General features: G+C 70.0%; 24 protein-coding genes and 3 pseudogenes. 16 read left to right on the plus strand and 11 right to left on the minus strand.

Translation table 11 applies throughout. The features are described 5' to 3' along the window. Positions 1–8: 8 nt before the first annotated feature. Genes ACIRB1_RS45415 through ACIRB1_RS45425 form a run of 3 tightly spaced genes read right to left on the minus strand, consistent with a single transcriptional unit; the run spans position 9 to position 1,945 of the window. Positions 9–1,016 carry an iron-containing redox enzyme family protein gene (locus ACIRB1_RS45415; RefSeq protein WP_403469836.1) on the minus strand — a complete coding sequence of 336 codons (1,008 nt, stop codon included), beginning with the start codon at positions 1,014–1,016 and terminating at the stop codon, positions 9–11. Further along, the gene (locus tag ACIRB1_RS45420; protein ID WP_403469837.1) at positions 997–1,275 is read right to left on the minus strand and encodes a CDGSH iron-sulfur domain-containing protein; all 279 of its coding nucleotides are present in this window, start codon (positions 1,273–1,275) and stop codon (positions 997–999) included. Before ACIRB1_RS45420 ends, ACIRB1_RS45415 begins: the two co-directional genes overlap by 20 nt. Beyond that, complete coding sequence (locus ACIRB1_RS45425) at positions 1,259–1,945, minus strand: HemK2/MTQ2 family protein methyltransferase (protein ID WP_403469838.1); 687 nt, start codon at positions 1,943–1,945, stop codon at positions 1,259–1,261. The genes ACIRB1_RS45420 and ACIRB1_RS45425 overlap by 17 nt, the downstream gene beginning before the upstream one ends. 254 nt (positions 1,946–2,199) lie before the next feature. On the opposite strand from ACIRB1_RS45425, the gene ACIRB1_RS45430 reads away from it, so the two are divergent. Further along, positions 2,200–2,667: an MSMEG_6728 family protein gene (locus ACIRB1_RS45430; RefSeq protein ID WP_403469839.1), complete on the plus strand. Its 468-nt coding sequence runs from the start codon at positions 2,200–2,202 to the stop codon at positions 2,665–2,667. Positions 2,668–2,732: 65 nt separating this feature from the next. On the opposite strand, the pseudogene ACIRB1_RS45435 reads toward ACIRB1_RS45430, so the two are convergent. Further along, a pseudogene (locus ACIRB1_RS45435) lies at positions 2,733–3,197 on the minus strand (glutathione-dependent formaldehyde dehydrogenase); the annotation flags it as partial. Here ACIRB1_RS45435 and ACIRB1_RS45440 point away from each other — a divergent pair. Then, positions 3,105–4,313 (plus strand): IS110 family transposase, encoded by a 1,209-nt coding sequence (locus tag ACIRB1_RS45440; RefSeq protein WP_403469862.1) that lies wholly within the window; start codon positions 3,105–3,107, stop codon positions 4,311–4,313. The pseudogene ACIRB1_RS45435 and the gene ACIRB1_RS45440 sit on opposite strands and share 93 nt — an antisense overlap. A gap of 491 nt (positions 4,314–4,804) precedes the next feature. Here the strand turns inward: ACIRB1_RS45440 and ACIRB1_RS45445 are convergent, their stop codons facing one another. Next, positions 4,805–5,851, minus strand: coding sequence for a LacI family DNA-binding transcriptional regulator (locus ACIRB1_RS45445; protein WP_403469840.1), 1,047 nt, complete (start codon positions 5,849–5,851; stop codon positions 4,805–4,807). Between the two features lie 117 nt (positions 5,852–5,968). Between ACIRB1_RS45445 and ACIRB1_RS45450 the strand changes: the two genes are divergently transcribed. From ACIRB1_RS45450 to ACIRB1_RS45470, 5 genes are read left to right on the plus strand one after another with little or no spacing between them, the layout of a single operon-like run. Further along, complete coding sequence (locus ACIRB1_RS45450; protein WP_403469841.1) at positions 5,969–7,282, plus strand: ABC transporter substrate-binding protein; 1,314 nt, start codon at positions 5,969–5,971, stop codon at positions 7,280–7,282. Between the two features lie 26 nt (positions 7,283–7,308). After that, complete coding sequence (locus ACIRB1_RS45455) at positions 7,309–8,223, plus strand: carbohydrate ABC transporter permease (RefSeq protein ID WP_403469842.1); 915 nt, start codon at positions 7,309–7,311, stop codon at positions 8,221–8,223. An 8-nt stretch (positions 8,224–8,231) separates the two neighbouring features. Next, positions 8,232–9,098: a carbohydrate ABC transporter permease gene (locus tag ACIRB1_RS45460; RefSeq protein WP_403469843.1), complete on the plus strand. Its 867-nt coding sequence runs from the start codon at positions 8,232–8,234 to the stop codon at positions 9,096–9,098. Further along, positions 9,098–10,912, plus strand: coding sequence for a DUF2264 domain-containing protein (locus ACIRB1_RS45465; protein WP_403469844.1), 1,815 nt, complete (start codon positions 9,098–9,100; stop codon positions 10,910–10,912). The genes ACIRB1_RS45460 and ACIRB1_RS45465 overlap by 1 nt, the downstream gene beginning before the upstream one ends. Next, the gene (locus tag ACIRB1_RS45470) at positions 10,909–13,569 is read left to right on the plus strand and encodes a discoidin domain-containing protein (protein WP_403469845.1); all 2,661 of its coding nucleotides are present in this window, start codon (positions 10,909–10,911) and stop codon (positions 13,567–13,569) included. The genes ACIRB1_RS45465 and ACIRB1_RS45470 overlap by 4 nt, the downstream gene beginning before the upstream one ends. 94 nt (positions 13,570–13,663) lie before the next feature. On the opposite strand, the gene ACIRB1_RS45475 is transcribed toward ACIRB1_RS45470, so the two are convergent. Continuing rightward, complete coding sequence (locus ACIRB1_RS45475; protein WP_403469863.1) at positions 13,664–16,000, minus strand: glycosyl hydrolase family 95 catalytic domain-containing protein; 2,337 nt, start codon at positions 15,998–16,000, stop codon at positions 13,664–13,666. Between the two features lie 229 nt (positions 16,001–16,229). Here ACIRB1_RS45475 and ACIRB1_RS45480 point away from each other — a divergent pair, with 229 nt between their 5' ends. Then, complete coding sequence (locus tag ACIRB1_RS45480) at positions 16,230–17,483, plus strand: SGNH/GDSL hydrolase family protein (RefSeq protein WP_403469846.1); 1,254 nt, start codon at positions 16,230–16,232, stop codon at positions 17,481–17,483. Here ACIRB1_RS45480 and ACIRB1_RS45485 read toward each other — a convergent pair. The 4 genes and pseudogenes from ACIRB1_RS45485 to ACIRB1_RS45500 all read right to left on the minus strand — a co-directional run. Then, a pseudogene (locus ACIRB1_RS45485) lies at positions 17,457–17,816 on the minus strand (transposase); the annotation flags it as partial. The gene ACIRB1_RS45480 and the pseudogene ACIRB1_RS45485 sit on opposite strands and share 27 nt — an antisense overlap. 122 nt (positions 17,817–17,938) lie before the next feature. After that, a pseudogene (locus ACIRB1_RS45490) lies at positions 17,939–18,103 on the minus strand (gluconate 2-dehydrogenase subunit 3 family protein); the annotation flags it as partial. A gap of 12 nt (positions 18,104–18,115) precedes the next feature. Beyond that, on the minus strand, positions 18,116–18,328 hold the full coding sequence (locus ACIRB1_RS45495; protein WP_403469847.1) for a hypothetical protein: 213 nt from the start codon (positions 18,326–18,328) through the stop codon (positions 18,116–18,118). Positions 18,329–18,378: 50 nt separating this feature from the next. Next, the gene (locus tag ACIRB1_RS45500) at positions 18,379–18,639 is read right to left on the minus strand and encodes a hypothetical protein (protein ID WP_403469848.1); all 261 of its coding nucleotides are present in this window, start codon (positions 18,637–18,639) and stop codon (positions 18,379–18,381) included. Positions 18,640–18,724: 85 nt separating this feature from the next. On the opposite strand from ACIRB1_RS45500, the gene ACIRB1_RS45505 reads away from it, so the two are divergent. The 5 genes from ACIRB1_RS45505 to ACIRB1_RS45525 all read left to right on the plus strand — a co-directional run bounded on the left by ACIRB1_RS45505 (position 18,725) and on the right by ACIRB1_RS45525 (position 23,227). Then, on the plus strand, positions 18,725–19,099 hold the full coding sequence (locus ACIRB1_RS45505) for a hypothetical protein (protein ID WP_403469849.1): 375 nt from the start codon (positions 18,725–18,727) through the stop codon (positions 19,097–19,099). 321 nt (positions 19,100–19,420) lie between these two features. Further along, positions 19,421–20,338 carry a glycosyltransferase family 1 protein gene (locus ACIRB1_RS45510; protein WP_403469850.1) on the plus strand — a complete coding sequence of 306 codons (918 nt, stop codon included), beginning with the start codon at positions 19,421–19,423 and terminating at the stop codon, positions 20,336–20,338. Further along, positions 20,329–21,387 carry a glycosyltransferase gene (locus ACIRB1_RS45515; protein ID WP_403469851.1) on the plus strand — a complete coding sequence of 353 codons (1,059 nt, stop codon included), beginning with the start codon at positions 20,329–20,331 and terminating at the stop codon, positions 21,385–21,387. Before ACIRB1_RS45510 ends, ACIRB1_RS45515 begins: the two co-directional genes overlap by 10 nt. Further along, a complete protein-coding gene (locus tag ACIRB1_RS45520; RefSeq protein WP_403469852.1) occupies positions 21,384–22,403 on the plus strand; it encodes a glycosyltransferase in 1,020 nt (339 codons plus the stop codon). The genes ACIRB1_RS45515 and ACIRB1_RS45520 overlap by 4 nt, the downstream gene beginning before the upstream one ends. Continuing rightward, complete coding sequence (locus ACIRB1_RS45525; protein ID WP_403469853.1) at positions 22,388–23,227, plus strand: glycosyltransferase family 2 protein; 840 nt, start codon at positions 22,388–22,390, stop codon at positions 23,225–23,227. Before ACIRB1_RS45520 ends, ACIRB1_RS45525 begins: the two co-directional genes overlap by 16 nt. Here the strand turns inward: ACIRB1_RS45525 and ACIRB1_RS45530 are convergent. Further along, the gene (locus tag ACIRB1_RS45530) at positions 23,205–23,753 is read right to left on the minus strand and encodes a cysteine hydrolase family protein (protein WP_403469854.1); all 549 of its coding nucleotides are present in this window, start codon (positions 23,751–23,753) and stop codon (positions 23,205–23,207) included. The genes ACIRB1_RS45525 and ACIRB1_RS45530 overlap by 23 nt on opposite strands. A gap of 475 nt (positions 23,754–24,228) precedes the next feature. Here ACIRB1_RS45530 and ACIRB1_RS45535 point away from each other — a divergent pair, with 475 nt between their 5' ends. From ACIRB1_RS45535 to ACIRB1_RS45545, 3 genes are all read left to right on the plus strand, one after another. Beyond that, positions 24,229–24,882, plus strand: coding sequence for a HemK2/MTQ2 family protein methyltransferase (locus tag ACIRB1_RS45535; protein ID WP_403469864.1), 654 nt, complete (start codon positions 24,229–24,231; stop codon positions 24,880–24,882). 150 nt (positions 24,883–25,032) lie between these two features. Beyond that, a complete protein-coding gene (locus ACIRB1_RS45540) occupies positions 25,033–25,302 on the plus strand; it encodes a hypothetical protein (protein ID WP_403469855.1) in 270 nt (89 codons plus the stop codon). 387 nt (positions 25,303–25,689) lie between these two features. Further along, a complete protein-coding gene (locus ACIRB1_RS45545; protein ID WP_403469856.1) occupies positions 25,690–26,883 on the plus strand; it encodes an amidohydrolase in 1,194 nt (397 codons plus the stop codon). The last annotated feature ends 99 nt before the right edge of the window (positions 26,884–26,982 follow it).

The following is a 26,982-nucleotide window of genomic DNA, read 5'->3' on the forward strand; positions in this document are numbered from 1 at the left end:
CACAGTGGTCAGAGCGGACGCAGCGCCGTCCGTCCGGCGCGCCAGGCGTCCAGAAGGTGGGCCGACAGCCGGTTCTCCAGGTGGGTGGTGACGTCCGCGCCGAAGGCGACGTCCGGCTCCAGGTGCGGTTCGTCGGCGAGCAATCCGCCCATGACCTCCCGGCGTACGACCTGCTCGTGGACGGCATCCGCCTCCACGTGCTCCGCGTAGAAGCGTTCGGCCGCGGCACCGGCGCCGGTGCGGCGCATCGCGGCGGCGAGCCGGCGGGAGCCGGGCGAGGAGGTGACCTCGACGCAGGCGAAGTGCCCGACCAGCGCCCCGCGCAGCGCGCGGCGCAGCCCGAACAAGGTCATCATGTTCACGACGGCCAGGGCGGGCGCCGGGGCGGCGTCGAGGTAGTAGCCGTAGCGGGTATCGAGGCCGAGGTCCGTCATCAGGTCGGCGAACAGCTGGGCGTGGATCCGCTCCGCCCGGCCGGCCCCGAACTCGTCGTACTCGATGGCCACCATCCCGGCCTTGGCCCGCCCGGACAGCCGGGGTATCACCCAGGCGTGCGGGTCGGCCTCCTTGAGGTGGTAGAGCGAGCGCAGGGCGGCGTACTCACGGATCTGCCCCAGATCACCGTCATGCTCCAGGAAGTACGCCACGCTGTCGCTGTGGTCGGTGGACTCGACCAGCAGCTCGCCGAAGGCGTCGTCCACCGAGCGGCCGCCGGGCACGCCGGCGCGCAGGGCGGCCAGGAAGCGCTCCTCCAGCGCCTGGCGGAGCGGCATCAGGGCGGGGTCCCATTCCCGGTCGTCCGCGACGCCGTCGAACCCGCGGTAGTGGAGTTCGTAGAGCGCGTAGAGGGCCAGGTGCAGATCGTCCCCGTACGGGTCGGCGGCGGTCGCGCCGGCGACGGGCGGCGGGGCCTGCCCGGGGGTGGTCAGGGCGGCGAAGAGACCTGCCGAGAGGGGGCCCCGGGGACTGGGCAGGGAGGGAGCGGCAAAGGGGCGTTCAGTGGTCGTCGCCGTCATGGGTGTCCTTCTGTCCGGTGCCGGCGGTTCCGTCGCGGCCCTCGCGGCGGCGGGTGTCGGCGGGTTTCGCACGACGTCGGTGGCTGGTGTCGCACCAGGGCTGGCTGCGGCTCCGGCGGCAGGTGCAGATGGCCACCACGAAGCGGTCGGAGGAGGCGATCGTGCCGTCCTCCCGGACGATCTCCACCGGTCCCTCGACGAGAACCGGGCCGTCGCGGTCGACGGTCACCCGACGGGGCCGGTCAGATGCGTTCGGCACGGATCACCACCAGTTCCTCTTTGTCGTCCTCGGGACCGATCAGTCCCTGGGCCCGCAGCCACGGGAGGCGTTTGGTCAGCACGGGTCCGAAGGGGACGAGGGCCCGGTCGGCAACCGCGCACCGCATGCCGGTCGCGGACAGCCGTCTCAGCGTCTCGTCGACGCCGCAGAGCCCGGAGTGCACCATGAGCAGCACGCCGTGCGGCCGGAGCAGGTCCCGGGCGTGGGCGCAGATCCGGTCGAGGGCGAGCCGTCCGCAGTGCCCGGCGTCCCAGGCGACCGCCGGGGTGTGCGGGCCGGGACGGTGTCCCTCGGGGGCGGGCACGTACGGCGGGTTGCTCACGAGCAGGTCGAAGCGCTGTCCGGAGACCGGCCCGGTGAGGTCGCCGTGCAGCACCCGGACGCGCTGTCCGGCGCGGGCCGCGTTCAGCCGGGCGGTCATCACCGCGCGCAGGGAGATGTCCGTCGCCGTTACCCGGGCGCCTTTCCGGGCGGCCAGCAGGGCGAGCGCGCCGCTGCCCGTGCAGACGTCCAGGACGTCCACGCCGGGTACGACACCTTCGGCGTCGAGCGCCTGGGCGAGCAGGTGGGTGTCCGCCTGCGGGGCGTAGACGCCGGGGAGCGTCCACAGGCGTCCAAGGTCGGCGGCCCGTGCAGGGGCAGTCGTCATCCGAGGCCTCCAGGGAGGTAGGAACGGGTACAGGTCGTGCTCGGTCTCGCCACGCGCGTGCTCACCTCTGTCAGATTCGGCGAGTCAGCGGACCGGCGCGACTCGAAGGCCCTCTCTGGCCTCCTGCCCTGGGACGGCTGTCGCATGCTGGGGTCCCGGAGGCCGTTGTGCGCCGGTTTCCGGCAGCTCGGGAGGGGGCCGGCACGTACCGCGACCCCGGTTCGGGAACCGCCGGACCGCGGTAGGCATCGTGTGTGCAGACCTTCCTCCCGTACCCCGGGTTCACCCGCTCCGCGGCCGTCCTCGACCCGGCCCGGCTCGGCAAGCAGCGGGTCGAGGCCCTCCAGGTGCTGCGCGGCCTGACCGTGCCCGGCTACGGATGGCGGCACCATCCCGCGGTGCGCATGTGGACCGGCTACGAGGAGGCCCTGGTCCGCTACTCCCTCCACGTGTGCGCGGTGTGGGTGGCGGAGGGCCGCGCCGACACCTGCGCCGCCACGGTCACCGCCGACTTCGCGCGGCACCGCCCCGGCGCGGCCGTCCGTCCCCAGGAGCGGCTCGCCGAGGCGGGGGAACTGCCGCCCTGGCCGGGGGACGAGGCCTTCCACACCAGCCACCGGTCGGCGCTGGTGCGCAAGGCCCCCGAGGTGTACCGTCCGCTCTTCCCGGACGTGCCCGACGACCTGCCCTATGTGTGGCCGGCGTCCGACCGGGCCGGCTGAGGAGCGGGCGCCGGTCCTCCGGGCGGAGCGGTCGCGGTGGTGCCGGAGGGCGGGCACGTCGGCGGTCAGGGGCGGAGCAGGGTCTTGATCATGCCGTCCTCCTTGGCCTGGAAGATGGCGTAGGCCTGCACGGCCTCCTCCAGGGGCAGGTGGTGGGTGGCGAAGCCGTCCACGCCGAGGGGGTCCCCGTCCGTGAGCAGGGGGAGGATCTCCGGCACCCAGCGCCACACGTTGGCCTGGCCCATCCGGAACTGGAGCTGCTTGTCGAACATAGGCAGCAGCGGCATCGGGTCCACGGCCCCGCCATACACCCCGGAGAGCGAGACGGTGCCGCGCCATACCAGGTCGATGGCCGAGTAGAGCGCGCCGAGCCGGTCCAGGCCCGCCCTCTCCATGAAGGGCTGGGCCAGTGCGTCGGGCAGCAGCGCGGTCGCCCACTGGGCGCCCTTGGTCACCGGGTTGCCGTGGGCCTCCATGCCGACCGCGTCGATCACGGCGTCGGTGCCCCGGCCGGGAAGAAGGTCGTCGACAAACCGCTGCCCAACAGCGAACCCAAACTGCGGGCCGTGTTCGACAAGCTGACCGCAAAGTTCGGCACCGTCCTGGTCATAGTGGACCAGCCCGCCTCCGTCGGCGCCCTCCCGCTGACCGTCGCCCGCGAAGCAGGGTGCCGCATCGCCTACCTGCCTGGCCTGGCTATGCGCCGGATCGCCGACCTCTACCCCGGCGAGGCCAAGACAGACGCCAAGGATGCCGCGGTGATCGCGGACGCGGCACGCACCATGCCGCACACCCTGCGCTCGCTCGAACTCACCGACGAGATCACCGCCGAACTCACGGTCCTCGTCGGCTTCGACCAGGACCTCGCGGCCGAGGCCACTCGCACGTCCAACCGGATACGCGGCCTGCTCACCCAGTTCCACCCCAGCCTCGAACGCGTTCTTGGTTCCCGCCTCGACCACCAGGCCGTGACCTGGCTGCTGGAGCGCTACGGCTCCCCGGCCGCCCTGCGCAAAGCCGGCCGCCGCAGACTCGTCGAGCTGATCCGGCCCAAGGCCCCGCGCATGGCCCAGCGGCTGATCGACGACGTCTTCGACGCTCTCGACGAACAGACCGTCGTGGTCCCCGGCACCGCCACCCTCGACATCGTCATCCCCTCTCTGGCCGCCTCCCTGGCCGCCGTCCACACCCAGCGCCGGGCGATGGAAGCCCAGATCAACCACCTGCTGGAGGCCCACCCTCTTTCCCCGGTCCTGACGTCGATGCCCGGCGTCGGCGTCAGGACCGCCGCCGTCCTGGTGGTCACCGTGGGCGACGGCACCGGCTTCCCCACCGCCGCCCACCTCGCCTCCTACGCCCGACTCGCCCCCACCACGAAGTCGTCGGGAACCTCGATCCACGGTGAACACGCACCCCGAGGCGGCAACCGGCAGCTCAAACGGGCCATGTTCCTGTCCGCCTTCGCCTGCATGAACGCCGACCCGGCCTCCCGCGCCTACTACGACAAGCAACGCGCCCGCGGCAAGACCCACACCCAGGCCCTCCTCCGCCTCGCCCGCCAACGCATCAGCGTCCTGTTCGCCATGCTCCGCGACGGCACCTTCTACGAACCCCGTGCCCCCAAGGACATCGGGCTCACCGCGTAACCCCAGCGACCCCGAACCACCCCAAACCCGACAGGGGCGCCTTGACGCAGGACATAGAGGCACCCGGTTACCTTTTCAGACGGCCTCGATCATGAGGCTCCCGGCCTTCTGGCCCGGCATGACTTTTGCCCCCTGTCGACCATGACCCGGGGGGTGGTGTCACCGGGTCGGGAGGCGCCGGTAGATCGCTAATAGGGGCAGGAACGCCGGAACTTCTGGCAACGCTCTTCGTAACGTGGTTGCCGGATGTCGGCGCCGTGCCTTGGCCGGGAAGACAGACCCTCATCGGAGGAACGAAGTGCTCGACACCCGCGACGTGGCCGTGTTCCTCGGCCTGGACGTCGGCAAGGGCGAACACCACGCCACCGGCCACCCGGCGGGGGCGGTGAGCGGGCGGTCGAGCATCGTCACCCGAGCGTCGCCCTGGGTGAGATGCCGCGGCTCGGCCAGCGGATCCGTTGCGGAGCGCGTGAGTTGCCCCCACCCCGGCTTCACCCTGACCGACGCCCGCTGCTCTCCCTCACCACCAGTTCCGTCGCGACCTCCACCCGTGTGGTCTCCGGCTGTTCGCCGGACAGCAGCCGCAGCACCATGCGGGCCGCGAGCGCGGTCATGTCGGCAAGGGGGGTGCGGATCGTCGTCAGGCGCGGGGTGACCCAGTCCGCGAAGGGGAGGTCGTCGAAGCCGACCACGCTGACGTCGGCCGGGATACGCAGGCCCAGTTCGGCGGCGGCCCGGTAGGTGCCCAGCGCCTGATGGTCGCTGCCGGCGAAGATCGCCGTCGGGCGGTCGGGCAACGCCAGCAGTTCCAGGGCGTGTTGGTAGGCGAGGCCGTGGGCGAAGTCGCCGTAGCGCACGAGTTCGGGGTCGAAGGGGAGTTCCGCCTCCGCGAGGGCGGAACGATAGCCGTCGACCCGCGCGCGGGAGGTGAGCCGGCGCTCCGGACCGCTGATGATGGCGATGCGCCGGTGGCCCAGTTCGATGAGGTGCCGGGTCGCCGCCAGTCCGCCGGGCCAGTTGGTCGCGCCCACCCAGGGTGTGCCCGGCGCGGGTTCGTCGATCGGCATCACGAGCGCGTAGGGGATGCCGAGCCGGTTCAGTTCGTCGTGCTGCTCGGGAGTCAGTTCGGGTACGACGAGGATCGCGCCGCGGGTGGAGCGGGTGGCCAGCGAGTCCAGCCACTGCCGAGCGCGTCGGGTCCGGCCGTGGGTGGAGGAGACGACCAGCCCCATGCCCGCGTCGTGCAGCACATCCTCCGCACCCCGGATCAGCTCGACCGCCCAGGGGCTGTCCAGTTCGTTGATGACGAAGTCGATCAGGCCGCCGGGCGGGGCTGTGGTGGCCGCCGGGTGGTGTTTCGCCAGATAGCCGTGCTGCTCCAGCAGCCGCTGCACCTTCGCGCGCGTCTCTGCCGATACATCGGATCTCTTGTGGAGCACTTTGGAGACGGTGGACACCGACACGCCTGCTCGTTCGGCGATTTCGGCCAGCGTCCGCCGTCTGCCGTCGCTGGATCCTGTCCGAACCGTTGACGTCATCGGATGAATCTCCTACGTTGCCGGTCGTTCTGATTTTGCGAAAACTATCGCAACCGTCGTCCCGGGAGTAAGGCGCATCGGCCAAAAAGGCGGTCCCCCATGAAAGGTGGTCCCTCCATGAAGAGATGGCGCACGACGTCCCTGGCCGCGACCGTCACCGCGGTCATCGCGCTGCTGGCCTCCGGGTGCGGAGGCACCGGTGGAGGCGACGGCAGCGGCTCGGGCGGCGCCAAGGGCGAGTTACTGGTCTGGGTGGACAACACCCGTATGCCCGCGGCCCAGCAGTACGAGAAGGCCCATCCCGACGTGAAGATGCGCCTCGTCACCATCCCGCCCGACGCGGGCTACGTACCCACCAAGATCTCGCTCGCCAACCGCACCAGGAGCGGCTGGCCCGACGTCGTCTTCCTCGCCAACCCGGCCGAGGCCGCGACCCTCGCGAACGCGAAGTTCGGCTACGCGGCCCCACTCGACGACCTGGTCCCGAAGCCCGTCCGCGACGGCTTCACCCCCGGTTCCCTCGACACCTGCACCTTCGGCGGGAAGACGTACTGCCTGCGCAACGACATCGCCCCCACCGTCCTCTGGTACGACGCGAAGCTGATGAAGCGATACGGCTATCAGGTGCCCAAGACCTGGGCGGAGTACCAGAAGACCGGCCTGAAGGCAGCCTCGGAGCATCCCGGGACCATCGTCGGGGCCATCAACGGCAAGTACGGCGCCGGTGTCTACTTCGGCAGCAGCGGCTGCCCCACCCGCGACACGCTCAGCCTCACCGAGGTCCACATCGACTTGGGACAGGCGGACTGCACCCGGGTCGCCGATCTGCTCCAGCCGCTCGCCCGCAAGAAGGCCGTCACCACCGTCGCCCCCATCGACCCGGGCTTCGCGAAGTTCGGCAAGGACGACAAGATCCTCATGCTGCCGGCCCCCGCCTGGTTCGGCGACTTCATGTTCGCCCCCGCCTTCAAGGTGCCGACGGGCCGGATCGCCGCCGCCCCCATGCCCACCTGGCCCGGTGAGAGTCAGTCGTACGCCGGTCAGGTCGGCGGCGGTGCCTTCCTCGTCTCCTCGCACGCCGGCGGACGTACCGCGCAGGCCGCGGCCCTGGTGCGCTGGATGACCACCGACGTCAACCTCCAGGCAAAGCAGCCCACTTACCCCGCCTTCACGGCGGCCGCGAAGAAGTGGGGCGAAGCCAAGTCGAAGGACCCGTACTACGCCTCCGATCCGATGCCCGCCCTCACCACGGCGGCGAACTCGCTGCGTCCCGGCTTCGGTGCGGTCCGCTTCGAGGCCGACTGGCAGAGCAGCTTCAACGACACGTTCGTCAAGGCAGCCGACTCCGGCGGCAACCTCCGTGATTCCCTGGGGAGTTGGCAGGACAAGCTGAAGGCGGCGGCCAAGACCGGCGGGTACACCGTCGGATGAGGACACTTACGCGGTCCCGCCCGCCCGTGGCCGTCGTCGCGCAACCCACCATGACGTCCCGCCGTCGACGCCGCCTCGCCCCCACCGCCGCCGTCTGGATCCTCGTCGGCCCTTACGCGCTGTTCCTCGCAGTCTTCGGGCTCGCGCCCGCCGGATACGCCCTGTGGACCTCTTTCGTCGTCAACGGCTCCTTCTCCGACGGCCATTGGGCGGCCGTCTTCCACGACTACCGGCTCGGCGACGCGGCCACCCACGTGACGACCTACCTCCTGCTGTGGCTGCCGATCCTGCTGCTGACCGTCGTGTCCCTCACCTTCACCCTGCACGCCCGCCCCGGCCGCACGACGAGCGCGCTCCAACTCGTCTACTACCTGCCCGGCGCCGTCACCGGCTCGGCCGCCGCTCTGCTGTGGCTGTTCATGGTCAGCCCCGACAGCAGCCCGTTCTTCCCTCTCCTCAAGCTGATGGACATCAGGAGCGCCACGGACGCCCTGTCCGGCGGCAGCCTCGTAGCCGTCCTCACCGTGATGGGCGTCGCGGTGCACGCCGGCGGCTGGATCGTGGTCCTGTACGGAGCACTCAACGCCCTCCCGAAGGACGTCCTGGAGGCCGCACAGGTCGACGGTGCCTCCGCCTGGCGGACCATGTGGCACGTCAAACTGCCGATGGTCCGTACGTACGTCGCCTTCGTCCTGATCTCCAGCTTCGCCTCCGGCAGCCAGGTGTTCGTCGAGCCCACCGTGCTCTCCACCGGTGCCCCCGGCCAGATCAGCCCCACCTGGTCCGTCAACCAGCTCGCCTATGTCTACGCCACCCAGGACGGCGACTTCGGCAAGGCCGCCGCGCTGTCGCTGGCGATGCTCGCCGTCGGCGTACTGGCCGCGTGGATCGTCATCACCCGTACGCGCATGTACTCCACCCACTCCCCCGATTCTCGGTGAACGAGGCGATGACCGCTCTCTCGCGTGGCGCCCGCGCCCTGTTCCTGTTCGGCGCGGCCGTCTTCTTCGGACTCCCCCTGCTGTGGCTGCTCTTGGCCCCCACGCGTACGGCCGACGACCTGACCACCGGCTCACCGCTCGGCTTCGGCTCCCTGGGCAACGTGGGCGACGCGTGGTCGCACCTGACGTCGTACAACGACGGTGAGATCACCCTGTGGATCGGCAACTCGGTCATCTACGCGGCGGCCAGCGTGGCCCTCGCCCTGCTGCTGTGCGTGCCCGCCGGCTACGCGCTGGCCAAACACGACTTCACCGGCCGCCGGATCCTGCTCACCCTGTCGATCGTGACGATGATCCTGCCCCCGGCCGCCCTGGTGCTCCCGCTCTACCTGGAGATGTCGGCGGTCAGCCTCACCGGCACGGTCTGGTCGGTGATCCTGCCGCTGTCCTTCTACCCCTTCGGCGTCTACCTGGCCTTCCTGCACTTCCAGGCAAATGTGCCCGACAGTCTGCTGGACGCCGGACGTATCGATGGGGCGAGTGAGCTGCGGCTGTTCTGGTCGGTGGCGGTACCGCTGGGCCGCCCCGCCATCGCCCTGATCGCCTTCTTCGGCTTCGTGCGGTGCTGGACCGACTTCTTCCTGCCCTTCGTCATGCTCTCCGACGACCGCACCTTCACCCTCCAACTCGGCCTGATGTCCCTGCTCCAGTCCACCGGCGCCGTCAACAACTCCAGCGGCTTCGCGGACCTCGACATCCACCAGCCCGAGGCGGCCCTCGCCGGACTCGTGGCCTGCGCACCGCTGTTGATCGGATTCGTCCTCGCCCAGCGCTTCCTGCGCACCGGGCTGCTGGCCGGGGCGGAGAAGGGCTGATGAGCGGAGAGAAGCCGATACGCGGAGAGGCGCTGATGGACGACACACGGAGTGAACTCGCCACCAAGGTAAGGGAATTGACCGAGCCCATCGCGTCCCGCTTCAGTGCGGGCCGGGCGCGGGTACGGCTCGGTGTGAACACCGCGATCCACGACGACACAGCCGCCGAACTGGAGGCGTTCGCCCGGCCCCTCTGGGGGCTCGCACCCCTCGCGGCAGGTGAACAGGCCGTCCCCCACGCCGAGTTGTGGGTCGAGGGGCTCGCTCACGGCAGCGATCCCGCGCACCCCGAGTACTGGGGCGAGCCGCTCGACCGCGACCAGCGCATCGTCGAGATGGCCGCCATCGGCTTCGCCCTCGCGCTCGCCCCCCAGCAGTGGTGGGACGCGCTGAGCGGCCCCCAACGCGACCGGCTCGCACGGTGGCTGCTCAGCGCACTGCCCCGGGAGACCCCCGACAACAACTGGCACTTCTTCCCGGTGCTGGTCGGCCTCGGTCTCGACCGGGTCGGAGTGCCCTACGACCGCTCGCTGGTTACCGCACGCCTGGACCGCCTGGACACCTTCTGGCTCGGCGACGGCTGGTACTCGGACGGACCCACCGAACGGCGCGACTACTACATCCCATGGGCGATGCACTTCTACGGCCTGCTCCACGACACCCTCACGGGCGGCGACCGCTTCAAGAACCGTGCGGCCCGCTTCGTCGGCGACTTCCGGCACTGGTTCGCCGACGACGGAGCCGCCCTCCCGTACGGCCGCAGCCTGACCTACCGCTGGGCCCAGGCCGCCTTCTGGGGCGCCCTGCCGTTCGCCGGCGTGGACGTCCTGCCGTGGGGCGAGGTCAAGGGGTATCTGCTCCGGCACCTGCGCTGGTGGAACGGGCGGCCGGTGACCGGGCCCGACGGGCTGCTCTCCATCGGGTACGGCTATCCGCAGCCCGCGCTCGCCGAGCAGTACAACGCGTCCGGCTCCCCCTACTGGTCCCTCAAGACGTATCTGCCGCTGGCACTGCCCGCCGGGCACGCGTTCTGGACGGCCAAGGAGGAGCCGCCCCCCGCGCTGCCCACCGTCAGTGCCCAGCCGCACGCCGGAGCGGTCCTCCTGCGCGCGTCCAGCGACGTGATCCTGCTCGCCGGACGTCAGCACCACCCGTGGGTACGCCATGGGGCCGAGAAATACGCCAAGTTCGCCTACTCGACCCGCTTCGGCTTCAGCCTGCCGAACGGCACACGCGGGCTCGAACAGGGCGCCCACGACTCGATGCTGGCGCTGAGCGACGACGGCGGAGCGCACTACCGGGTGCGCGAGGAACCGGCCGAGCCCGAGGTCACGGCGGACACGGTCCGCAGCACCTGGCGCCCCTGGCCGGACGTGGAGATCACCACCTGGCTGACCGCCGCCGCACCCTGGCATGTGCGCACCCACCACATCCGCACCGGGCGCGCCCTGCACACCGCCGAGGGCGGCTTCGCCGTCGACCGGGACGCGGGCACGGACCGCGACACCGGGTCGGCGTACGCAAGGGTGGCGGCTCCCGCGGGACTCACCGGACTGCACGACCTCGACGGCCGGCGCGAGGGCGAGGTCCTCGACTGCCTGCCCGGCACGAACGTCCTCGCCCGACGCACCGCGCTGCCCACACTGATCGGTCGACTCCCGCCCGGTGAGCACTGGTTGAGGTGTGCCGTACTCGGTCTCCCGGCCGGACCGGAAGCCGAGAGGACCTGGCGCGAACCCCCGGCCGCGGCGCCCCTCCCTGACAACTCCCAAGCCCCGACCACCGCACATCCGACGATCGGAGACGGAACGTGAGGATCAGACGCCTGTCCGTACTGGCCACCGTGACCGCACTGCTGACCTTCCCGGTCCAGGCGCACGCGGCATCTTCCGCATCATCAGGACACACGTACCATGTGGCCCCCCAGGGCAGCGATCACGCAACCGGCACACGGACAAGCCCCCTGCGCACGATTGGCGCCTGCCTCCACCGCGTCCGCCCCGGCGACACCTGCCTGGTCCATCACGGCACCTACCACGAACAGCTCACGCCTCCCTCCGGTACGAAGGACGCCCCGATCACGATCGCCGCCTACGGCGACGGACCGGTGACCGTGGACGGGACCGAGCGGGTGACGGGCTGGAAGGACGCCGGCGGCGGACTCGTCGCCGCCGACACCAACCTGCCGCCCGACCCCGACTTCAACGCGGTCTTCCTGGACAACAAGCGTGCGGCGGAGGGCCGTTGGCCCAACTCCGGCGCCGATCCGCTGAACACCACCTGGGCCGAGGCCGACACCACCTCCACCGACCAGCGCATCGACGACACCGACCTGCCCGACGCCGACTGGAACGGCGCCACCGTGCACCTGTGGGCGGGATCCAACCCCTGGGCCCAGCAGACCGGCACGGTCACCACGACCGCACCCGGCACCCTGGACTTCAAGGGCGGCAACTACCGCTGCCCGCCCCTGTGCATGGGCAACCAGACCTACCGCAACTACTACCTCGTCGGGTCGAAGGCCGCCCTCGACCGACCCGGCGAGTGGTACTACGACAAAGCCGCGCACCGGCTCTACCTGCTCCCGCCGAAGGGCGGCATCACCGGACACACAGTGACCGCCAAGCACCGGCTGTGGGGCATCGACCTCAGCGACAGCTCGTACGTCACGGTGCGCGGCCTCGACCTGTGGGGCACCTCCCTGCGAACCGGCCCGGCGAGTACGGGAGTTGTGGTCGACAGACTGCACGCCACATACATCTCCGAGTTCTCCACACTGCCCATGCCACCGGACGGCGACCTCGCGATCCCGCCGTTCGAGGGGCACATCGTCGCCTCCCGCATCCTCGACTCCGGCGTGCAGATCCTCGGCACCGGCAACACCCTTGAGCACAGCGAGATCTCCCAGTCGGCGGGCGACGGCGTCCTGGTCCGCGGCACCGGAAACACCGTCACCGACAACTACATCCACGACGTCGGATGGATGGGCAGCTACACCCCCGGCATCGAGATCAACGGCAACGGCCACACGGTCACCCACAACACGGTCCGGCGCACCGGACGGGCCGCCATCGACACCGCCTGGCAGCTCAACGGCACCGAGTTCCACGACAACCACATCGCCTACAACGACATCTCCGAAGCCATGCGTACCTCCCGCGACGGCTCGCCCTTCTACGTCTGCTGCAGCCTGAACGGCTCCGGCACCTCCATCGACCACAACACCGCGCACGACGCCGACGGGCAGAACGGCTACTACGTCGACAACTACTCCGGTCACTTCCTGCTGCACCACAACGTCGCCTGGAACACCGGCAGTCGGGGAGTCTTCTTCAACGGCCACACCGGTCCCAGCATCGCCAACGAGGACCACAACTCCAGCTACGGGGTGGGCATCAACGTCGCCTCGGTCGCGCTCGGCGGCGCGACCGACGCGTCCGGCTCGTACTTCAGCAACATCGTCGGGCCCAAGCCGGTCACCGCGACGAAGGCCGGAGACCCGCTGCCGGTCGTCCGCTCAAACCTGATCAGCGATCAGCCCGGATATACGGACGCCGTCAACGGCGAGCTGTGGCTGACGCCGCGCTCGCCCGCCATCGACGCGGGCGAAGTGGTGGACGGCGTCACCACCGACGTCCTGGGCGCGGCTCCCGACCAGGGCGCCTACGAGTTCGGCGCCCCCGTCTGGTCGACCGGCTGCGATCTGCCCGGCTGCCAGGAGCGGGTGCGGCACGGCTCATGGACCGCCACCGCGAGCGACGGCACCGATGCCTCCACCACCGTGGACGGCGACATCAACACCCGCTGGACAGCCGTCGATCCGCAGACCGCAGGCCAGTCCCTGACCGTCGACCTCGGCGAGGACAAGACCTTCGACCGGATCTCCCTCGACGCCGGCCGCGACACCAGCGGCCAGCCGTACGGCTTCACCGTCTCCCTCAGCCGCGACGGCAGGCACTGGGGCGAACCGCTCGCCCGGGTCTCCGGCCGCTCCTTCACCCAGGACGCGGTTTTCCCGCGTCAGACCACCGCCCGCCACCTCCGCATCACGCTCACCGCGAGCGGGCCCGCGCCCTGGGTCGTCAACGACATCCGCCTCTACGGCGACGGGCCCGACGCCTCCTCGACCCTCCAGGCGGAGCAGGCCACCGAGGTCCGGGGCGCCGACCGGGGCACCGCGTCGGTCTCCCTTCGCGGCGGCGACCGGGTGGGCTTCCACCAGGTGAACATCAACGGCGGACATCTCGCTGTGCGCCTCGCCCCGGAGTGCGTACGCGGCTGCTCACTTCAGCTGCGCCTGGACAGCCCGGACGACCGCGTGGTGGCCGAGGTGCCGGTGTCCGGCTCCGGCGACTGGCAGGAGCGGTCCGTCACCCTCAAGCACACGGTCACCGGAGCGCACGACCTCTACGTCGTGGCGAAGGGCACCGGCCGGGTGGCCGGGCTGGACTGGCTGACCATCAGGCCCTGACCGGCGATGCGGGGAAACACGCGTGTCGCCGGCTCCGAGGCAGGTCCGCTGGACCGCCTCGGAGCCGGCGACAGGCCCCCTCCCCTCGCGTCGGCTACGGCAGGCCCCAGGCCGCGCCGGGCTCGCTGACGGTGACGGGCGCGATGACGAGGTCGGGACGGGAGCCGGAGTGGACGAGCACCTCGCGGCCCCGGGGCAGGTCGATGGCGAGGATGCCGTCGCCCAGATCGTGGGTGTGGGCCGGAGTGCCGTCGTCCAGCAGCACGGTGAGGGTCCCGGTCAGACCGTGCCGGAGCTTGAGCGGCTCGCCCGCCAGGCTCCTGATCCGGATGAACCGGGTCGTCCCCGCCTTTCGGACGGCGCTGACGAGGAAGGCGCCCTGAGTGCGGAAGTCGTGCAGGGTGACGTCCGCCCAGGAGGACGGGACGGCCGGGAAGACGCGGATCACACCGCCCCAGCTCTGGCAGAACATGTCGTGCAGCGACTGCGAGGCAGACAGCGGTGTCTCGATGACCGGACCGGCCTCGGTGTAGTGCGTGTTGGCCCGGCACGGGTAGCGGGTCGTGGGGTCGAAGAACTTCCTCAGGTACGCGATCGCGGTGTCGCCGTCGCCGGTCATGGCGTACATGGAGGCGGCGCCGGTGTAGCTGTAGCCGCGGTGGGCGCCGGTCAGCGCGTGCCAGTGGGTCACCGACTTCGCGATCAGGTCCCGGCTGCCGGGCTGGTCCCAGTTGACGAGGTACAGCGGGTACACCATCAGCAGGTGCGAGTAGTGCCGGTGGGACTGCGCGTACGGGGTGTCGGCGCCGATCATGAAGCCGTTGTCGTCGACGGGGTAGGGCGTGAGCCGGGCCAGGACCTCCTGCCAGCGTGGGGTCAACTCGTCGTCGATACCGAGCAGTTCGGCCGATTCGATGAGGGTCTGGCAGCCCCACCGGATCAGGGCCAGGTCGTAGTTGGTGTCCTGTGGCGGCACGACGGGATATTCGGGCGAGAGCGTGCTCGGCAGGTGCAGCTTGCCGTCGCTACCCGGGGTGAGGAAGTGCAGGTAGTAGTTGATGGCCCGGCGCAGCACGGGGAAGATCGTGTCGCGCAGCAGTGTCTTGTCCATGGAGTGCCGGTAGGACAGCCACACGTTGTGCAGCGCCCAGGTGAGGTCGCCGGTCTCGGCTCCGGTGCCCGGCTGGCCCACGCCGCGGTTGGCGAACATGTCGGAGCTGCGGCCGATGCCGGAGCTGTCGGCGCGGTAGGCGGCAGGCACGTTGGCGATGAGCTGTTCCTGGTTCTGGCGCAGGGTGGTGGCGAGCGAGTCCAGTTCCGGGTGGTTGAAGCCGTGGATGAGCCAGTACTCCAGCTGGACGTTGAGGTTCCACCAGACCGCAGGCCAAGGAGTGGGCTCCAGCCACGGCCCGGAGGTGGCCATGACGGGGCCGCCCGCGCGGCTGGCGGAGGCGACCTTGTAGAGCTGGATCCAGTGAAAGCTCTGCAGGCGCTGGTCGGGGAACGAGACGAAGCTCTTGCGGTAGAACGCGTGCCACCACTGGGTGTGCCGTCGCCTCAGGGCGCTGTACGACGCCGCGCGCCGGAGGTTGTGCAGCGAGGCGGCTTCGGCGGCGGTGCCGGAGGGCGAGCTGTGTCCGACGCTGAGCAGCAGGTCGTGGCCGGTGCGACGGTACCCGGTGGCGGTCTGGCCGCCGCCGGTGAGCGGCTGGAGCACCTGCTCGGTGCCGTCGGCGGTGGTCCCGGTGGTCCAGGGCGGATTGGGGGTGTAGCCGGCGGGCGGAGCCTCGCTGATGCGCCGGGGGCTGAGCGCTTCTTCGGGGTGGAACGTCCAGGTGACCCGTTCATCGCCGTCGGCGGTCACGCGGGCGGCGAGGACCTCGTCGTGGATGAGGGCGGAGAGCGTGAGCGTGCCCGCGGTGGTGGTGATGGTGCCGATGAGTTCGGCGTTCCACAGACTCAGCCGCCAGTCGACGGACGTGATGGTGCCGACCGGTTCGAGCGTGAGGTGGCCGACGGGCAAGCGGCACGTGCCCCAGCCGCTGCCGAACTCGGGCCGGTGGTCCTGGACTCGGCCGTGCTGGACGGTGAAGCGGACCTGGTTGGTGCCCGGCTCCTGGTAGACCATACTGCCGAGCAGTCCGTCGCCGAGGAACGGACCCTCGTACCAGAGGGTGGGCAGCCTGCTCCACAGCAGATCCTGGCGGCGCAGGAATCCTTCCCAGGCGCCATCGCCGCTCATGGTGTCGCGGAGCTTCCAAGGCCTTCGGCGGGCCTGGGCCACCGCGGCTGGGCCATCGGACCGCACCGCCCGGCCGGTCTCCTCGGCGTGGGCCGTCCCGGGCAGGGCCGCCGCGGCGGCTCCCCCGAGCGCGGTGCCGAGTACGACTCTGCGGGGCACCTGCGAGCGCTCCCCCGGCTGCGAGGTCATCATCGTCCTCCAGAACTGACGGTCATTGAGACATCGGGTGTATCGAGGAACCTAGGCATGCCCCGGAGACCTGTCAACGACCTTGACACGAGGGCTACATGCCAGCTTGCTCATGCTCAGTGAGTCAGTCCAAATCTCATGCACACATCAATAATCCTCACCGAAGTTCTTGACTCATCCGATGTATTGCGGTCGCCTGCGGCCGATCCCACCGGAAGGACGCCGCGTCATGCGGTCACGGTCCGCCACTTACTCGTGGCTCTCCTGGTCGCCCTGGCTGCGCCCCTCCTGCCCTCTCCGGCGAGCGACCGGCGGACCCGGCTGGACCGGCACCTGGGAGGCCGCGGCGGCGGGCATCGCCACCGAGCTGCCGGGCCAGTCGATACGCGACGACGTGATCCACACCAGCGTCGGCGGACGCGCCGTCCGGATCCGGGTCTCCAACCGCCTCGGAACGGCGCCCCTCGAACTCGGCGCCGCGACCGTCGCCATACAGGAGACCGGCGCCCCGAAGAGCTCCAACGCGCTTGCGGGAACGCTGCGTCCGATCACTTTCCGCGGTGCCGCCTCCGACACGGTCCCGGCCGGACAGGACGCAGTGAGCGACCCGGTCCCCCTGCACGTCCCCTCGGACACCAACCTGCTGCTCAGCCTGTACACACCCGCCGACTCGGGGCCCGCAACGTATCACCGCTCCGCACTGCAGACCTCGTTCCCCGCACCGGGCGGCGACCACACAGCGGACCAGGGTGGCACCGCGTACACCGCGACCACCGGCTTCTGGTACTACCTGACCGGCGTGGACGTGCTCGGCGCGCGGGCCGCTCGCAGTGTCGTCGCCCTTGGCGACTCGATCACCGACGGCTCCGGATCGACGTCGAACGCGAAGCACCGCTGGCCCGACCGCCTCGCCGCCCGGCTGCGCCAACTGCCCCCGCGCGAACGCCTCGGCGTGCTCAACGCGGGCATCGCGGGCAACCGCGTGCTGCTCAACGGCACCGGCCCCAGCGCCCTGTCCCGGCTCGACGGCGACGTGTTCTCCCGCAGCGGTGCCCGCGCGCTGATCGTCATGGAGGGAATCAACGACATCAGGGGCAGACCCAACCAGACGGACCCCGCCGCCTTCGAGGCCGCGTACCGCGAGATCGTGACCCGCGCCCACTCCCATGGCATCCGTGTCGTCGGCGCCACGATCACGCCGTACGGCGGAAACGGCGGCTGGACCGAGGCCCGCGAGGCCGTACGGCAGTCCGTCAACGAACCGACCCGGCATGGCGGCGTCTTCGACGCGGTGGTGGACTTCGACGCCGTCGTCCGCGACCCCGACGTTCCCGACCGGATCCTGCCGGCCTACGACTCCGGCGATCACCTGCACTTCAATAACGCCGGCCTCCAGGCGATGGCCGACGCGATCGACCTCCACTCCCTCACCGGAAAGGACTTCCCAATCGTGTTGTCAAGCCGCGACCGCGACGGGAGATGAGCCTTGATAGCACTCTCCGTCACGGATCATCGCCCACAGGACGTTAAGACGTCGGCGCGCGAGAGCGAGCAGGGCCTGCTTGTGGCCCTTCCCCTCGTCGCGCTTGCGTTGGTAGAACGCCTTGGAGGCGGGCCAGGTCGTCATGCTGACCGTCGCCGAGAGGTACATCGACCGCAGCAGGCCGCGGTGGTACCGCTTGGGCCTGCGCAGGTTGCCGCTGACACGGCCGGAGTCGCGGGGCCTGGATGCCAGGCCGGCGAAGCCGGCCAGGCGGTCGGCGCTGCCGAAAGCGTCCATGTCGCCGCCAGTCGCGGCGATGAACTCGGCGCCGAGCCTGGGGCAGCCCATGTATCGGCGCGGATAGGCAGGGCCGGGAAAGCCCATCTCATTCCACGCCACGGGATGGGAGTAGAAGGCGGTGCAGAAGTACCGGGTCCACAGGTCCACACGCGGCTGGCGTTCATGCCGTGCCAGTCATCCGTGCCGAGGTCCTGCACTGCCTGGACCAGCCGGTCCTGCTGTTGCGATGAGCAGGCGACGAAGCCCCGGTCGTGTGCTGTTTCGGCATCGGCGTCCAGGGCGGCCAGCGAATCGCGCCACGCCTGCCCGTCCTCGAGCATGTCCTGGTAGCGCTACCCGTCCGTCTGCGCCTCGGCCCGCCGGGCGTCCACCATCGCCACCAGGGGCAGCCGCGAGTCCTCGTTCTGGTCCACGAGACGGTCGGACAAGGCAGTCGCGACGGCCTGCTCATGCGGGGCGAAGAACCGGATGTCCGGCGGCATGCCCAGACGGGACAGCACCACCCCAGCTGTCACCTGGTCCCAGTGGGCCGATTGCTCCCGCACGTCGAATCCCGGGAAGCGCCCGCCTTCGGCTTGCCCGGGGTGCACCACGGTCACTGCTCGCGCCGCAGGACCGCCGCGAGCAGCCCCATGCCGCCGACCATGGTCACCAGCAGCGGCGGCCCCATCTCCATGTTGTAACGCCAGTTCGACCAACCACCGGGCTTCTGCCCGATGCCCCGGGGATGGAGATAGCTGCCCCGCACGCCGTTGGCGACGATCACCGCGGACGCCAGCGGCAGTGCCGTCTTGGCCAACCGCCGGCTGAGGAACCCCGCGACTCCGGCGGCGGCCCCGACCGGGCCACCGCACATCACCCCCGGCGGGCGAACGGACGGTACGTGTGATGCTTTATCGCCCGTCTTGAGGGAACTCGACCGCCGAGAGGAGGCACCGATCATGAACAGCAGCGCCGCCGTGGTCGAGCTGCGCGCAGCCGAGGACATCAATGAGTTCTTGTCCTCGCAGGACAGGCGGGTCGCCGTCTTCGTCGGCTCCGGTCGGCAGCAGGCGGCCGACGCGGTACTGGAGGCCCTCTGCGACCAGGAGGCGCGTGCCCGGATCGGCCGTGCCGTACCGTACGGAGGCGCCGCCGATCGGCGGCTCCGGGAATTCCTGGTGCACATCGCGCACACGGACCGGGCCTGTCTGGTGCTTCTGCAGGGGCCGGTCGTACTGGACATCCTGCGCAGCACGGACGTCGAAGCCCACGGGGCACCATGGGCCGCCGCCTATTTCGCGCTGCGGTTCGTCCCTCGTTCGGCGGACACATAGAACCACCGGTGGCCCCGTAGGCCGACCGAACGGAGGCGCGGGGCCGCGATGCGGGCGGCGGCCCGGATGCGGCACTTGGAAGCGCTCCACACACTGGAACGGGCAGGCCCCGCCCGGCTCCCCCAGCATTGGAGGACACACGTGTCCGATCAATCGACGCCACGGGCCCGCGGGTCACGTCAGATCCGGGTCGCCTCGGTGCCCGCGGGGCACGTATACGTACGGCACTGCTCCGTACCAGAATCCGATGGTGTCACGCGTCTGCGAGATCCGCGGCCTAATGGTGCGCCGAGCACGTCTCAGCGCTGGTGGCCCCCGGTGATGCTCGACCCAGCCTGGGTGCGCGAGCACCATGAGGACTTCGACGTCTTCCATCTGCACTTCGGGTTCGACGCCCAGAGTCCTGAGCAGCTCGCCGACCTCGTGGACGCTTTGCGACGCCACGGCAAGCCATTCGTCTACACGGTGCACGATCTGCGCAATCCGCATCAGCCCGATCCCGCGATCCACGAGGCGGCCCTGGACGTCATCGTGCCCGCCGCCGACCGGCTCATCACGCTCACCCCGGGTGCCGCCCGCGCTATCCACGACCGGTGGAGCCGTGCGGCCACCGTCCTGCCGCATCCCCACGTCGTCGAACTGCCACGGCTGGCCCAGCCGCGGCCTCAGCGAAACCATTTCCGCGTTGGGGTGCACGCCAAGAGCCTGCGCCCCAACATGTCCGTGCTGCCCGTCGTGCGTGTCCTCGCCGAGGCAGTGGCCGAACTCCCTGGCGCGGAGGTCCAGGTGAACATCCACCGTGACGTGGCAGACGCCGCATCCCCGGCGCTCGTGCACGTGCTACGCGACCTCGCCGATCGAGGACGCCTCACCCTTCACGTGCACGACTACTACAACGACGAGCAGCTCTGGGACTACCTCGCATCGCTTGACCTATCGGTACTGCCCTATCTGTTCGGCACCCACTCCGGATGGCTGGAGGCGTGCTACGACTTGGGCACCGCGGTCGCGGCACCGGACTGCGGGTTCTACGCCCAGCAGCGGCCATGTCTGACGTACGGGCACACCCAGGACGGCGGTCTGGACGAGGAATCACTGCGCAAGGCCGTGCTCACGGCCTTCGACGAGCGGCCTGCACCCCGAGCGAGCGTGCGACAGCGCGCTCAGGAACGGTCTGACATCGCCGACGCCCACTACGCACTCTACGACGACGTCGTACGGGAGGCGTCGTGCGGGTAGCACTGATCGCGTCCGCACGCTTTCCGATCAGCGAGCCGTTCGCCGGTGGCCTCGAAGCACACACGTGGGGACTCGCCCATACGCTGACGCGGCGAGGCCACCATGTGGAGCTGTTCGCGGCGCCCGGTTCCGATCCGGCTCTCGACGCACGCGAACTGCCCGTGCGCAGAGCCACGTTGAGTTCCACTGCGCGCGCGGACGTCAGCATGCCCGATGCCGCCTGGATGGAGGAGCACCACGCCTACCTCGGGCTCATGCTCGACTTGGCCGAAGACGGCGCGAACCGGTTCGATGTCGTGCACAACAACAGCCTGCACTACCTGCCGATCGCGATGGCGCCAGCCCTTCGGGTGCCGGTGATCACGACCCTGCACACTCCGCCCACGCCCTGGCTGGAGTCCGCCATCCAGTGCCGCGACGCCTGCACGGTGGTCTTCACTGCGGTTAGCGATTTCACGGCCTCCGCCTGGCGGTCCAGTGTGCCCGGGGCCCGAGTGGTGCGCAACGGCATCGACACGGACTTCTGGAGGCCGGGTCCCGGTGGTGACGACCTCGTGTGGACCGGGCGCCTGGTCCCGGAGAAGGGCGCCCATCTGGCGATCCGGGCCGCCCGGTCGGCCGGGGTTCCGCTGCGGCTCGCCGGGCCGGTGTCGGACGGGCGCTACTTCGAGGAGGAGGTCGAGCCTCTACTCGGTGAGGGGGCGCGGTACGTGGGCCATCTCGACCGATCCGGGCTCGTGGAACTGCTGGGAACGGCAGGCGCCGCCCTGGTTACGCCACGATGGGACGAGCCGTACGGCCTCGTGGTCGCCGAAGCGCTGGCCTGCGGAACCCCCGTGTGCGGCTTCGACCGGGGTGCGCTCGCCGAGATCCTCACCCCCGCCTGTGGTGTGCTGGCGCCGCCGGGCGACGTGGCGGCTCTGGCGGAACTGATCCCGCGCGCCATGAAGCTGAACCGCTCCGAGGCTCGCAGGCGGGCGGAACGGTTCTGTTCGCTCGACCAGGCCGCGAGTGCCTACACCGCCCTGTATGAGGAGGTGGCGCGGTGATCGGCTACTACGTCCACCATCAGGGGCGCGGGCACCTGCACCGGGCCCAGTGCATCGCGGCCCACGTACCGTGCGAGGTCACCGTCCTCTCCTCGCTGTCCCGGCCTTCCGGATGGCTGGGACCGTGGGTTTCCCTGCCGGCCGACACCGCGCTCGAACCGCTCGACCCCACGGCCCGGGGGCGCCTGCACTGGGCACCCCTGCACCATCCGGGGCACCGTGAACGCATGGGCGTCATCGCCGACTGGATCCGGCGCGAGGAGCCCCGACTGTTCGTCAGCGACGTGTCAGTGGAAGCCGCCGCCCTGGCCAGGCTCATGGGTGTCCCGGTTGTCGTCGCGGCCATGCGCGGCGACCGTTATGACGAGGCCCACCGGCTGGGCTACGACCTGGCCGACGCCCTCCTGGCCCCCTGGCCGGGCTCCTTGCCCGAGCCGGGATGGCCGGCCCACTGGCTCGCCAAAACCCTGCACACGGGCAGCATTTCGCGTTACGACGGCCGGGCCCGCCCCGCGTTCCGGTCATCTGCCGCACCCTCCGGCAAGGAGGTCGTGGTCATGCTCGGCGCCGGCGGCACGGATCTCGACGCCGAGCGCCTGAGGGAGGCGGCAGCAGCCACCCCCGACTGGATGTGGACCGTCCTAGGCGGCCCAGAGGGACCATGGATCGAGGACCCGTGGCCAGTGCTCTGCCGCGCCCGGGTGGTCGTCACCCACGCCGGCCAGAACGCCATCGCGGAATGCGCCGCCGCCCGAGTCCCCACCATCGTCATCCCACAGGAACGACCCTACGGCGAGCAGCACGCCACCGCTCGGGCGCTGCGCGCGTCGGGACTCGTGACCGTACGGGACACCTGGCCTAAACCACCGGACTGGGCCGGCCTGTTGGAAGAAGCGGCCGCGCGGCCGGACTGCTGGGCCCAGTGGTCACCGGGCGACGGCGCACGGCGCGCCGCGGGACTCCTCGCCCGCCTGTCCTCCCGCGCATCCCGGCGGAACGCATGCGCACAGCAGTGATCACCATTGCGGCGGGCCGGCACGCCCACCTGCTGCTCCAACAGGACGGCCTGGCCGCCAGCACCTGCCTCCCCGATCACTACGTGATCGTAGCCATGGCCGACCCGGGCATCCCCCGCCTCACCGCCGGGCGCGATCCTGCCGCGGACGTGAGCAGTCTGTCCCTCCTGCACGGGCGCCTGCCGCTGGCCGCCGCCCGCAACGCCGGAGCCGTACGCGCCCTCGCAGTTGGCGCGGAGCTACTGGTCTTCCTGGACGTGGACTGTGTGCCCGGCCCGGCGCTTGTGCAGCGTTACGCACAAGTTGCCGCTGACGGCGCCCTGTTGTGCGGAACCGTCGCTTACCTCCCGCCGCCACCATCCCGCGGCTACCGGCTTCACGAACTGGACGCCATGGCCACGCCTCACTCCGCCCGTCCCGCTCCCGCCGACGGGCATATCGTGCGAGCCGGTGACCCCCGCCTGTTCTGGTCACTCTCCTTCGCTCTCACGGCGGGCACCTGGGAACGGATCGGAGGGTTCTGCGAGTCCTACACCGGCTACGGTGCCGAGGACACCGACTTCGCCATGAGCGCCACCTCGCTCGGTGTCGATCTGTGGTGGGTGGGCGGAGCTCCCGCATACCACCAGCACCATCCGACGCACAGCCCGCCCGTCCAGCACCTCGACGACATCCTGCGCAACGGCGCGCTGTACAAGGCACGTTGGGGGTCCTGGCCCATGCAGGGGTGGCTGCGCGCATTCGAAGAGCGGGGTCTCGTGGCGTACGACGCCGCTACGGACAGCTGGCGCAAGAGCGAAGTCAGCGGGCCGGATCGAAGGTGATGGCATCTATGGAACACGTCATCGCGGCCATGTTGCATTGCATCATCCGTAAGGCGGCGTCCGCGAGGTCGGCATCGATGTGCGCGACTGCCTCGGGAGGGACGATGACGTCGAAGTGCCTGATGTGGGCGTCCAGCGCGGAGTACAGCACGCACTGTTCCGTGACCTGCCCGCACAGGACGAGCCGCTCGACACCCAGGTGGCCCAGGAGGTAGGCGAGCGGCGTTTCGTAGAAGACCGAATGGCGGGCCTTGACCACGAAGAGCGAATCCTCGTCCGGAGAGACCGGCTCGACGAGTTCACGGTGCCGCCCGGCGAGCGCGGCGTCCAGGAGTTCTCCGTGGTGCGAGCGCCACCGCCCGAAGTTGTCGTTCACGTAGATGACGGGCGTCCCGCTTTCGCGGGCACGCGTGAGGAGCTGGGCGATGTGGGGCAGCGCTTGGCGGACGGAAGGCACGAGCGCCTCGGCATCCTCGTGCCCGTACGCGTTGATCATGTCGATGACGATGACAGCTGTCTGTGGCATAGGCGCCAGTCTCCCTCCTCCTGGTTCCCCTCGCCCGGCGTGAGGACCCGAGGTTCGTGCGCCGTTCAGGTACCCATCGAACGGAGGAGCATGGGCCGCAGCGCATCGCCCCGTGAGCGAGACCCGGACACCCCCAGGAGTCGTTTAGAGGTGCGTGCTCCGGGAAACGGGTGCCGCATGTTTCACGTGGGCACTGAGGGGTTACCCGCGTTCCGTTGTATGCCCTTGGAGTGTGGAAGCGCTTGATCTGCGATCTGATGAGGCTCTCGACGTTCGTTGTCGGCCCGGAGCGCGCAGTTGCCGTAGGCCACTACGCCGGGCGCGGCACTCTCCAACCGCGTGGCGCCCGGTCGGGCTTCCCTGCGCGGCCGAAGCCCGGGAGGCAACGATGCTGAGGCCCAACGGTAGACCGGATGCCCCGCGCAAGAACCTGGACGCGTATTCTAGGAGTTTTGCGCCCGGACCGACGCCGCTGATGGCCAGGACCTGGCGGCTCCCTGGGGTGTACGCGCCCCAGGCGGACAGCTTCCTACTCGCTGAGGTGATGCGTAAGGAAGCGATCGGCGCGGGCATGGACGTCCTGGATGTCTGCACCGGGGGCGGCGTCCTCGCCCTCTGCGCCGCCCAGCTCGGTGCCCGCGTCAGCGCCGTGGACGTCAGCCGTCGAGCCGTGCTGTCGACCCGGTTGAACGCGGCACTTGCCGGGCTGGCGGTCACCGCACGCCGCAGCGATCTACTCACGGACATCGCGGACAACTCCTTCGACGTCGTGGTCAGCAACCCGCCCTACGTTCCCACCCCATGCGCGCGAGCGCCTCGGCGGGGGGCTCGCACAGCCTGGGACGCCGGGTACGACGGCCGCCTGCTGCTCGACCGGATCTGCGCCAGAGCGCCAGCGGTGCTGAGGCCCGGGGGGCTGCTGCTGCTGGTGCACTCCGCAGTGAGCGACGTCGAGAGCACTGTGCGCCAACTGACTGAGGCCGGATTGCGAGCCTCGGTCCGTGAACGCGCGACCATCCCGTTCGGCCCCGTCATGACCGGGCGGTTGTCCTGGCTGCGGAAACGCGGTCTCCTCTCGGAGCAGGATACTGCCGAGGAACTGGTTGTCGTGCGGGCGACCAAAGAGTGACAACCGCTTCAGCGGAAGGCGCCTGCTTCGCGCCACACCTGCGCAAGACCTGGAGTAGGGGACACGACACCTGACGAGCAGGCAAATGGTGGTCCCTACGCCTACCTTCGAAGGGTTTTCTTCAGCTCACACTTCACACACGCCGCTGACGTGCTCATCGAGCGCTACAGTGAAGAGTTCTTCGGCCGCCAGGGTCTGTTCGGCGCCACGGCCCTGACGGCGGCGACCACTCTACCCAAGGCCAGTACCGGCCTGACGTCGACGAAGCTGGGCAACCATCAACTCGCCATCAGCGACATCTTCGGCGGCAACGCGTTCCTGCCCGTGCTGTTTCTGCTGGCCACGCTCATTCCCGGCAAACCGGTCCTGCCCGCAGCCCACCACACGAACATCTACCTGACCCGCTGGGGATCGTCCTGACCGGCGTCTACGTGGCCGGCCTTGTCTTCCGACCCAAGCGCCAATACTTGCGGATAGGCACAGACAGCTTCACCGTCCTCGTCATGTGCGCGGCCGGAATCGTCGGCCTGGCCACCATCAGTAGCTGACCCACTCACTGACCGTCAGTCAGGCCTGCCAGATGGCGCTGCTGCGGCGCTCTTCGATCCCTCCTGCTGAAGCCGCTGCCCGGCGGGGGTAGGCGGCGGCTGGGTCAGGGGGGCGGAAGCGCGAGTCCTCCTTCCCAACAGATCGGCAATTGGCTCGCGTCCATACGCGCCGACATACCATCGACGGTTGCGGACGAGTGAAGTGCCATCGGGGGTATGCGTCTGAGGGAGGCGACAATGGTGGCGAGGAGAGGGCGCGATGGCGGACGATCCCAATCCCCTGTACAGCCGCATCAGCGGGGAAGTGGCGATGCGGGCCAATCGGCTGTGGTCGGTGGCGCTTGAGTTGCACGGCGATCCCGAGACCGCATTCGAGGAGCACCGTGCCGCGCGCCTGCTGACAGGGGAACTGGCAGCGGCGAATTTTCACGTGAATCGAGGAGTGGCCGGCATGCCGACCGCGTTCACCGCACGCGCCGGTGGGGGACAGGGACGATGCGTGGCGCTGCTCCTGGAGTACGACGCCCTGCCCGGACTGGGTCACGCCTGCGGTCACAATCTGATCGCCGCCGCCGGCCTGGGAGCAGCGCTCGCCCTGAAAGCGGCGCTCGGCGAGGGGCTCGGGACGGTCCTGGCGGTGGGCACCCCTGCGGAGGAGAGCGGAGGGGGCAAAGTCCTGGAAGCCGACGCCGGACTGTTCGAAGGGGCCGATGCCGCGCTGATGTTTCACCCAGGCACACGTGACTGGTTCTATGCGCCGTTGACAGCGCACGCGCAGCTGCGCATTGGGTTTCACGGGCGGGCTGCCAACCCCACGGGCAATCCCACAGAGGGCGTCGATGCCCTCGCCGCGCTCATCCAGTTGTTCAACACCCTCGCCGTGCTCGAGCGACGGCTGCCGTCCGGCTCCCACGCTCAGGGCATCGTGACCGAAGGCGGGCGGGCTACAAACATCGTTCCGGAGTACGCCGAGGGCCTGTTCGGCCTGCGCGGCGCCACGACCGCCGCGCGCGAGGAACTCGCCGCGCTGCTGGAGCAGGCTTCGCGGGGGGTGGCCGCGGCGACGGGCACGACGGTACACATCGAGCGTGTCGGCGTCGATTACGACCACTTCCGCAGCAACGATGTCCTCGCACAGCGCTTCGCCCACCACATCGGGCGGTGCGGCATCGCCATGCGCGAGCCGGAACCAGGGATCTACCTCGGCTCATCCGACATCGGCAATGTCAGCACCCGGGTACCGGCGATCCATCCCTTCGTCGCCATCACCGAGCCCGACGCCTGCGACCACACGCCGGAGTTCGCCGCAGCCGCCGCAACTCCCAGAGCCCGTGACGTGATGCTGGCAGCAGCAACCGGCCTTGCCTGCACGGCCGCGGACATCCTGAGAACGGATGGTGTGGCAGAGCAGGCGTGGAACTTCCACCGAGCACAAGCCGCGGCCGACACATAGGGCAGGAGTTGCGATACCGATGATGATCCGCGGGGAACTCATATCGGCGGTCCGGCCCGGCCCGAGAGGCGCGCCATGCCAGCGCTGAGGAAAATCTCC

It is taken from the genome of Streptomyces sp. NPDC096013 (assembly GCF_044763565.1).
Lineage (GTDB): Bacteria > Actinomycetota > Actinomycetes > Streptomycetales > Streptomycetaceae > Streptomyces.

Excerpts from the sequence above, each read along its gene's own strand:
- ACIRB1_RS45415 (WP_403469836.1), bottom strand. The coding sequence starts at position 1,016 with ATGACGGCGACGACCACTGAACGCCCCTTTGCCGCTCCCTCCCTGCCC.
- ACIRB1_RS45480 (WP_403469846.1), top strand. The coding sequence starts at position 16,230 with ATGCGGTCACGGTCCGCCACTTACTCGTGGCTCTCCTGGTCGCCCTGG.
- ACIRB1_RS45500 (WP_403469848.1), bottom strand. The coding sequence starts at position 18,639 with ATGTGCGGTGGCCCGGTCGGGGCCGCCGCCGGAGTCGCGGGGTTCCTC.
- ACIRB1_RS45425 (WP_403469838.1), bottom strand. The coding sequence starts at position 1,945 with ATGACGACTGCCCCTGCACGGGCCGCCGACCTTGGACGCCTGTGGACG.
- ACIRB1_RS45545 (WP_403469856.1), top strand. The coding sequence starts at position 25,690 with ATGGCGGACGATCCCAATCCCCTGTACAGCCGCATCAGCGGGGAAGTG.
- ACIRB1_RS45465 (WP_403469844.1), top strand. The coding sequence starts at position 9,098 with ATGAGCGGAGAGAAGCCGATACGCGGAGAGGCGCTGATGGACGACACA.
- ACIRB1_RS45530 (WP_403469854.1), bottom strand. The coding sequence starts at position 23,753 with ATGCCACAGACAGCTGTCATCGTCATCGACATGATCAACGCGTACGGG.
- ACIRB1_RS45510 (WP_403469850.1), top strand. The coding sequence starts at position 19,421 with ATGCTCGACCCAGCCTGGGTGCGCGAGCACCATGAGGACTTCGACGTC.
- ACIRB1_RS45450 (WP_403469841.1), top strand. The coding sequence starts at position 5,969 with ATGAAGAGATGGCGCACGACGTCCCTGGCCGCGACCGTCACCGCGGTC.
- ACIRB1_RS45525 (WP_403469853.1), top strand. The coding sequence starts at position 22,388 with ATGCGCACAGCAGTGATCACCATTGCGGCGGGCCGGCACGCCCACCTG.
- ACIRB1_RS45460 (WP_403469843.1), top strand. The coding sequence starts at position 8,232 with ATGACCGCTCTCTCGCGTGGCGCCCGCGCCCTGTTCCTGTTCGGCGCG.
- ACIRB1_RS45445 (WP_403469840.1), bottom strand. The coding sequence starts at position 5,851 with ATGACGTCAACGGTTCGGACAGGATCCAGCGACGGCAGACGGCGGACG.
- ACIRB1_RS45505 (WP_403469849.1), top strand. The coding sequence starts at position 18,725 with ATGAACAGCAGCGCCGCCGTGGTCGAGCTGCGCGCAGCCGAGGACATC.
- ACIRB1_RS45475 (WP_403469863.1), bottom strand. The coding sequence starts at position 16,000 with ATGACCTCGCAGCCGGGGGAGCGCTCGCAGGTGCCCCGCAGAGTCGTA.
- ACIRB1_RS45535 (WP_403469864.1), top strand. The coding sequence starts at position 24,229 with ATGGCCAGGACCTGGCGGCTCCCTGGGGTGTACGCGCCCCAGGCGGAC.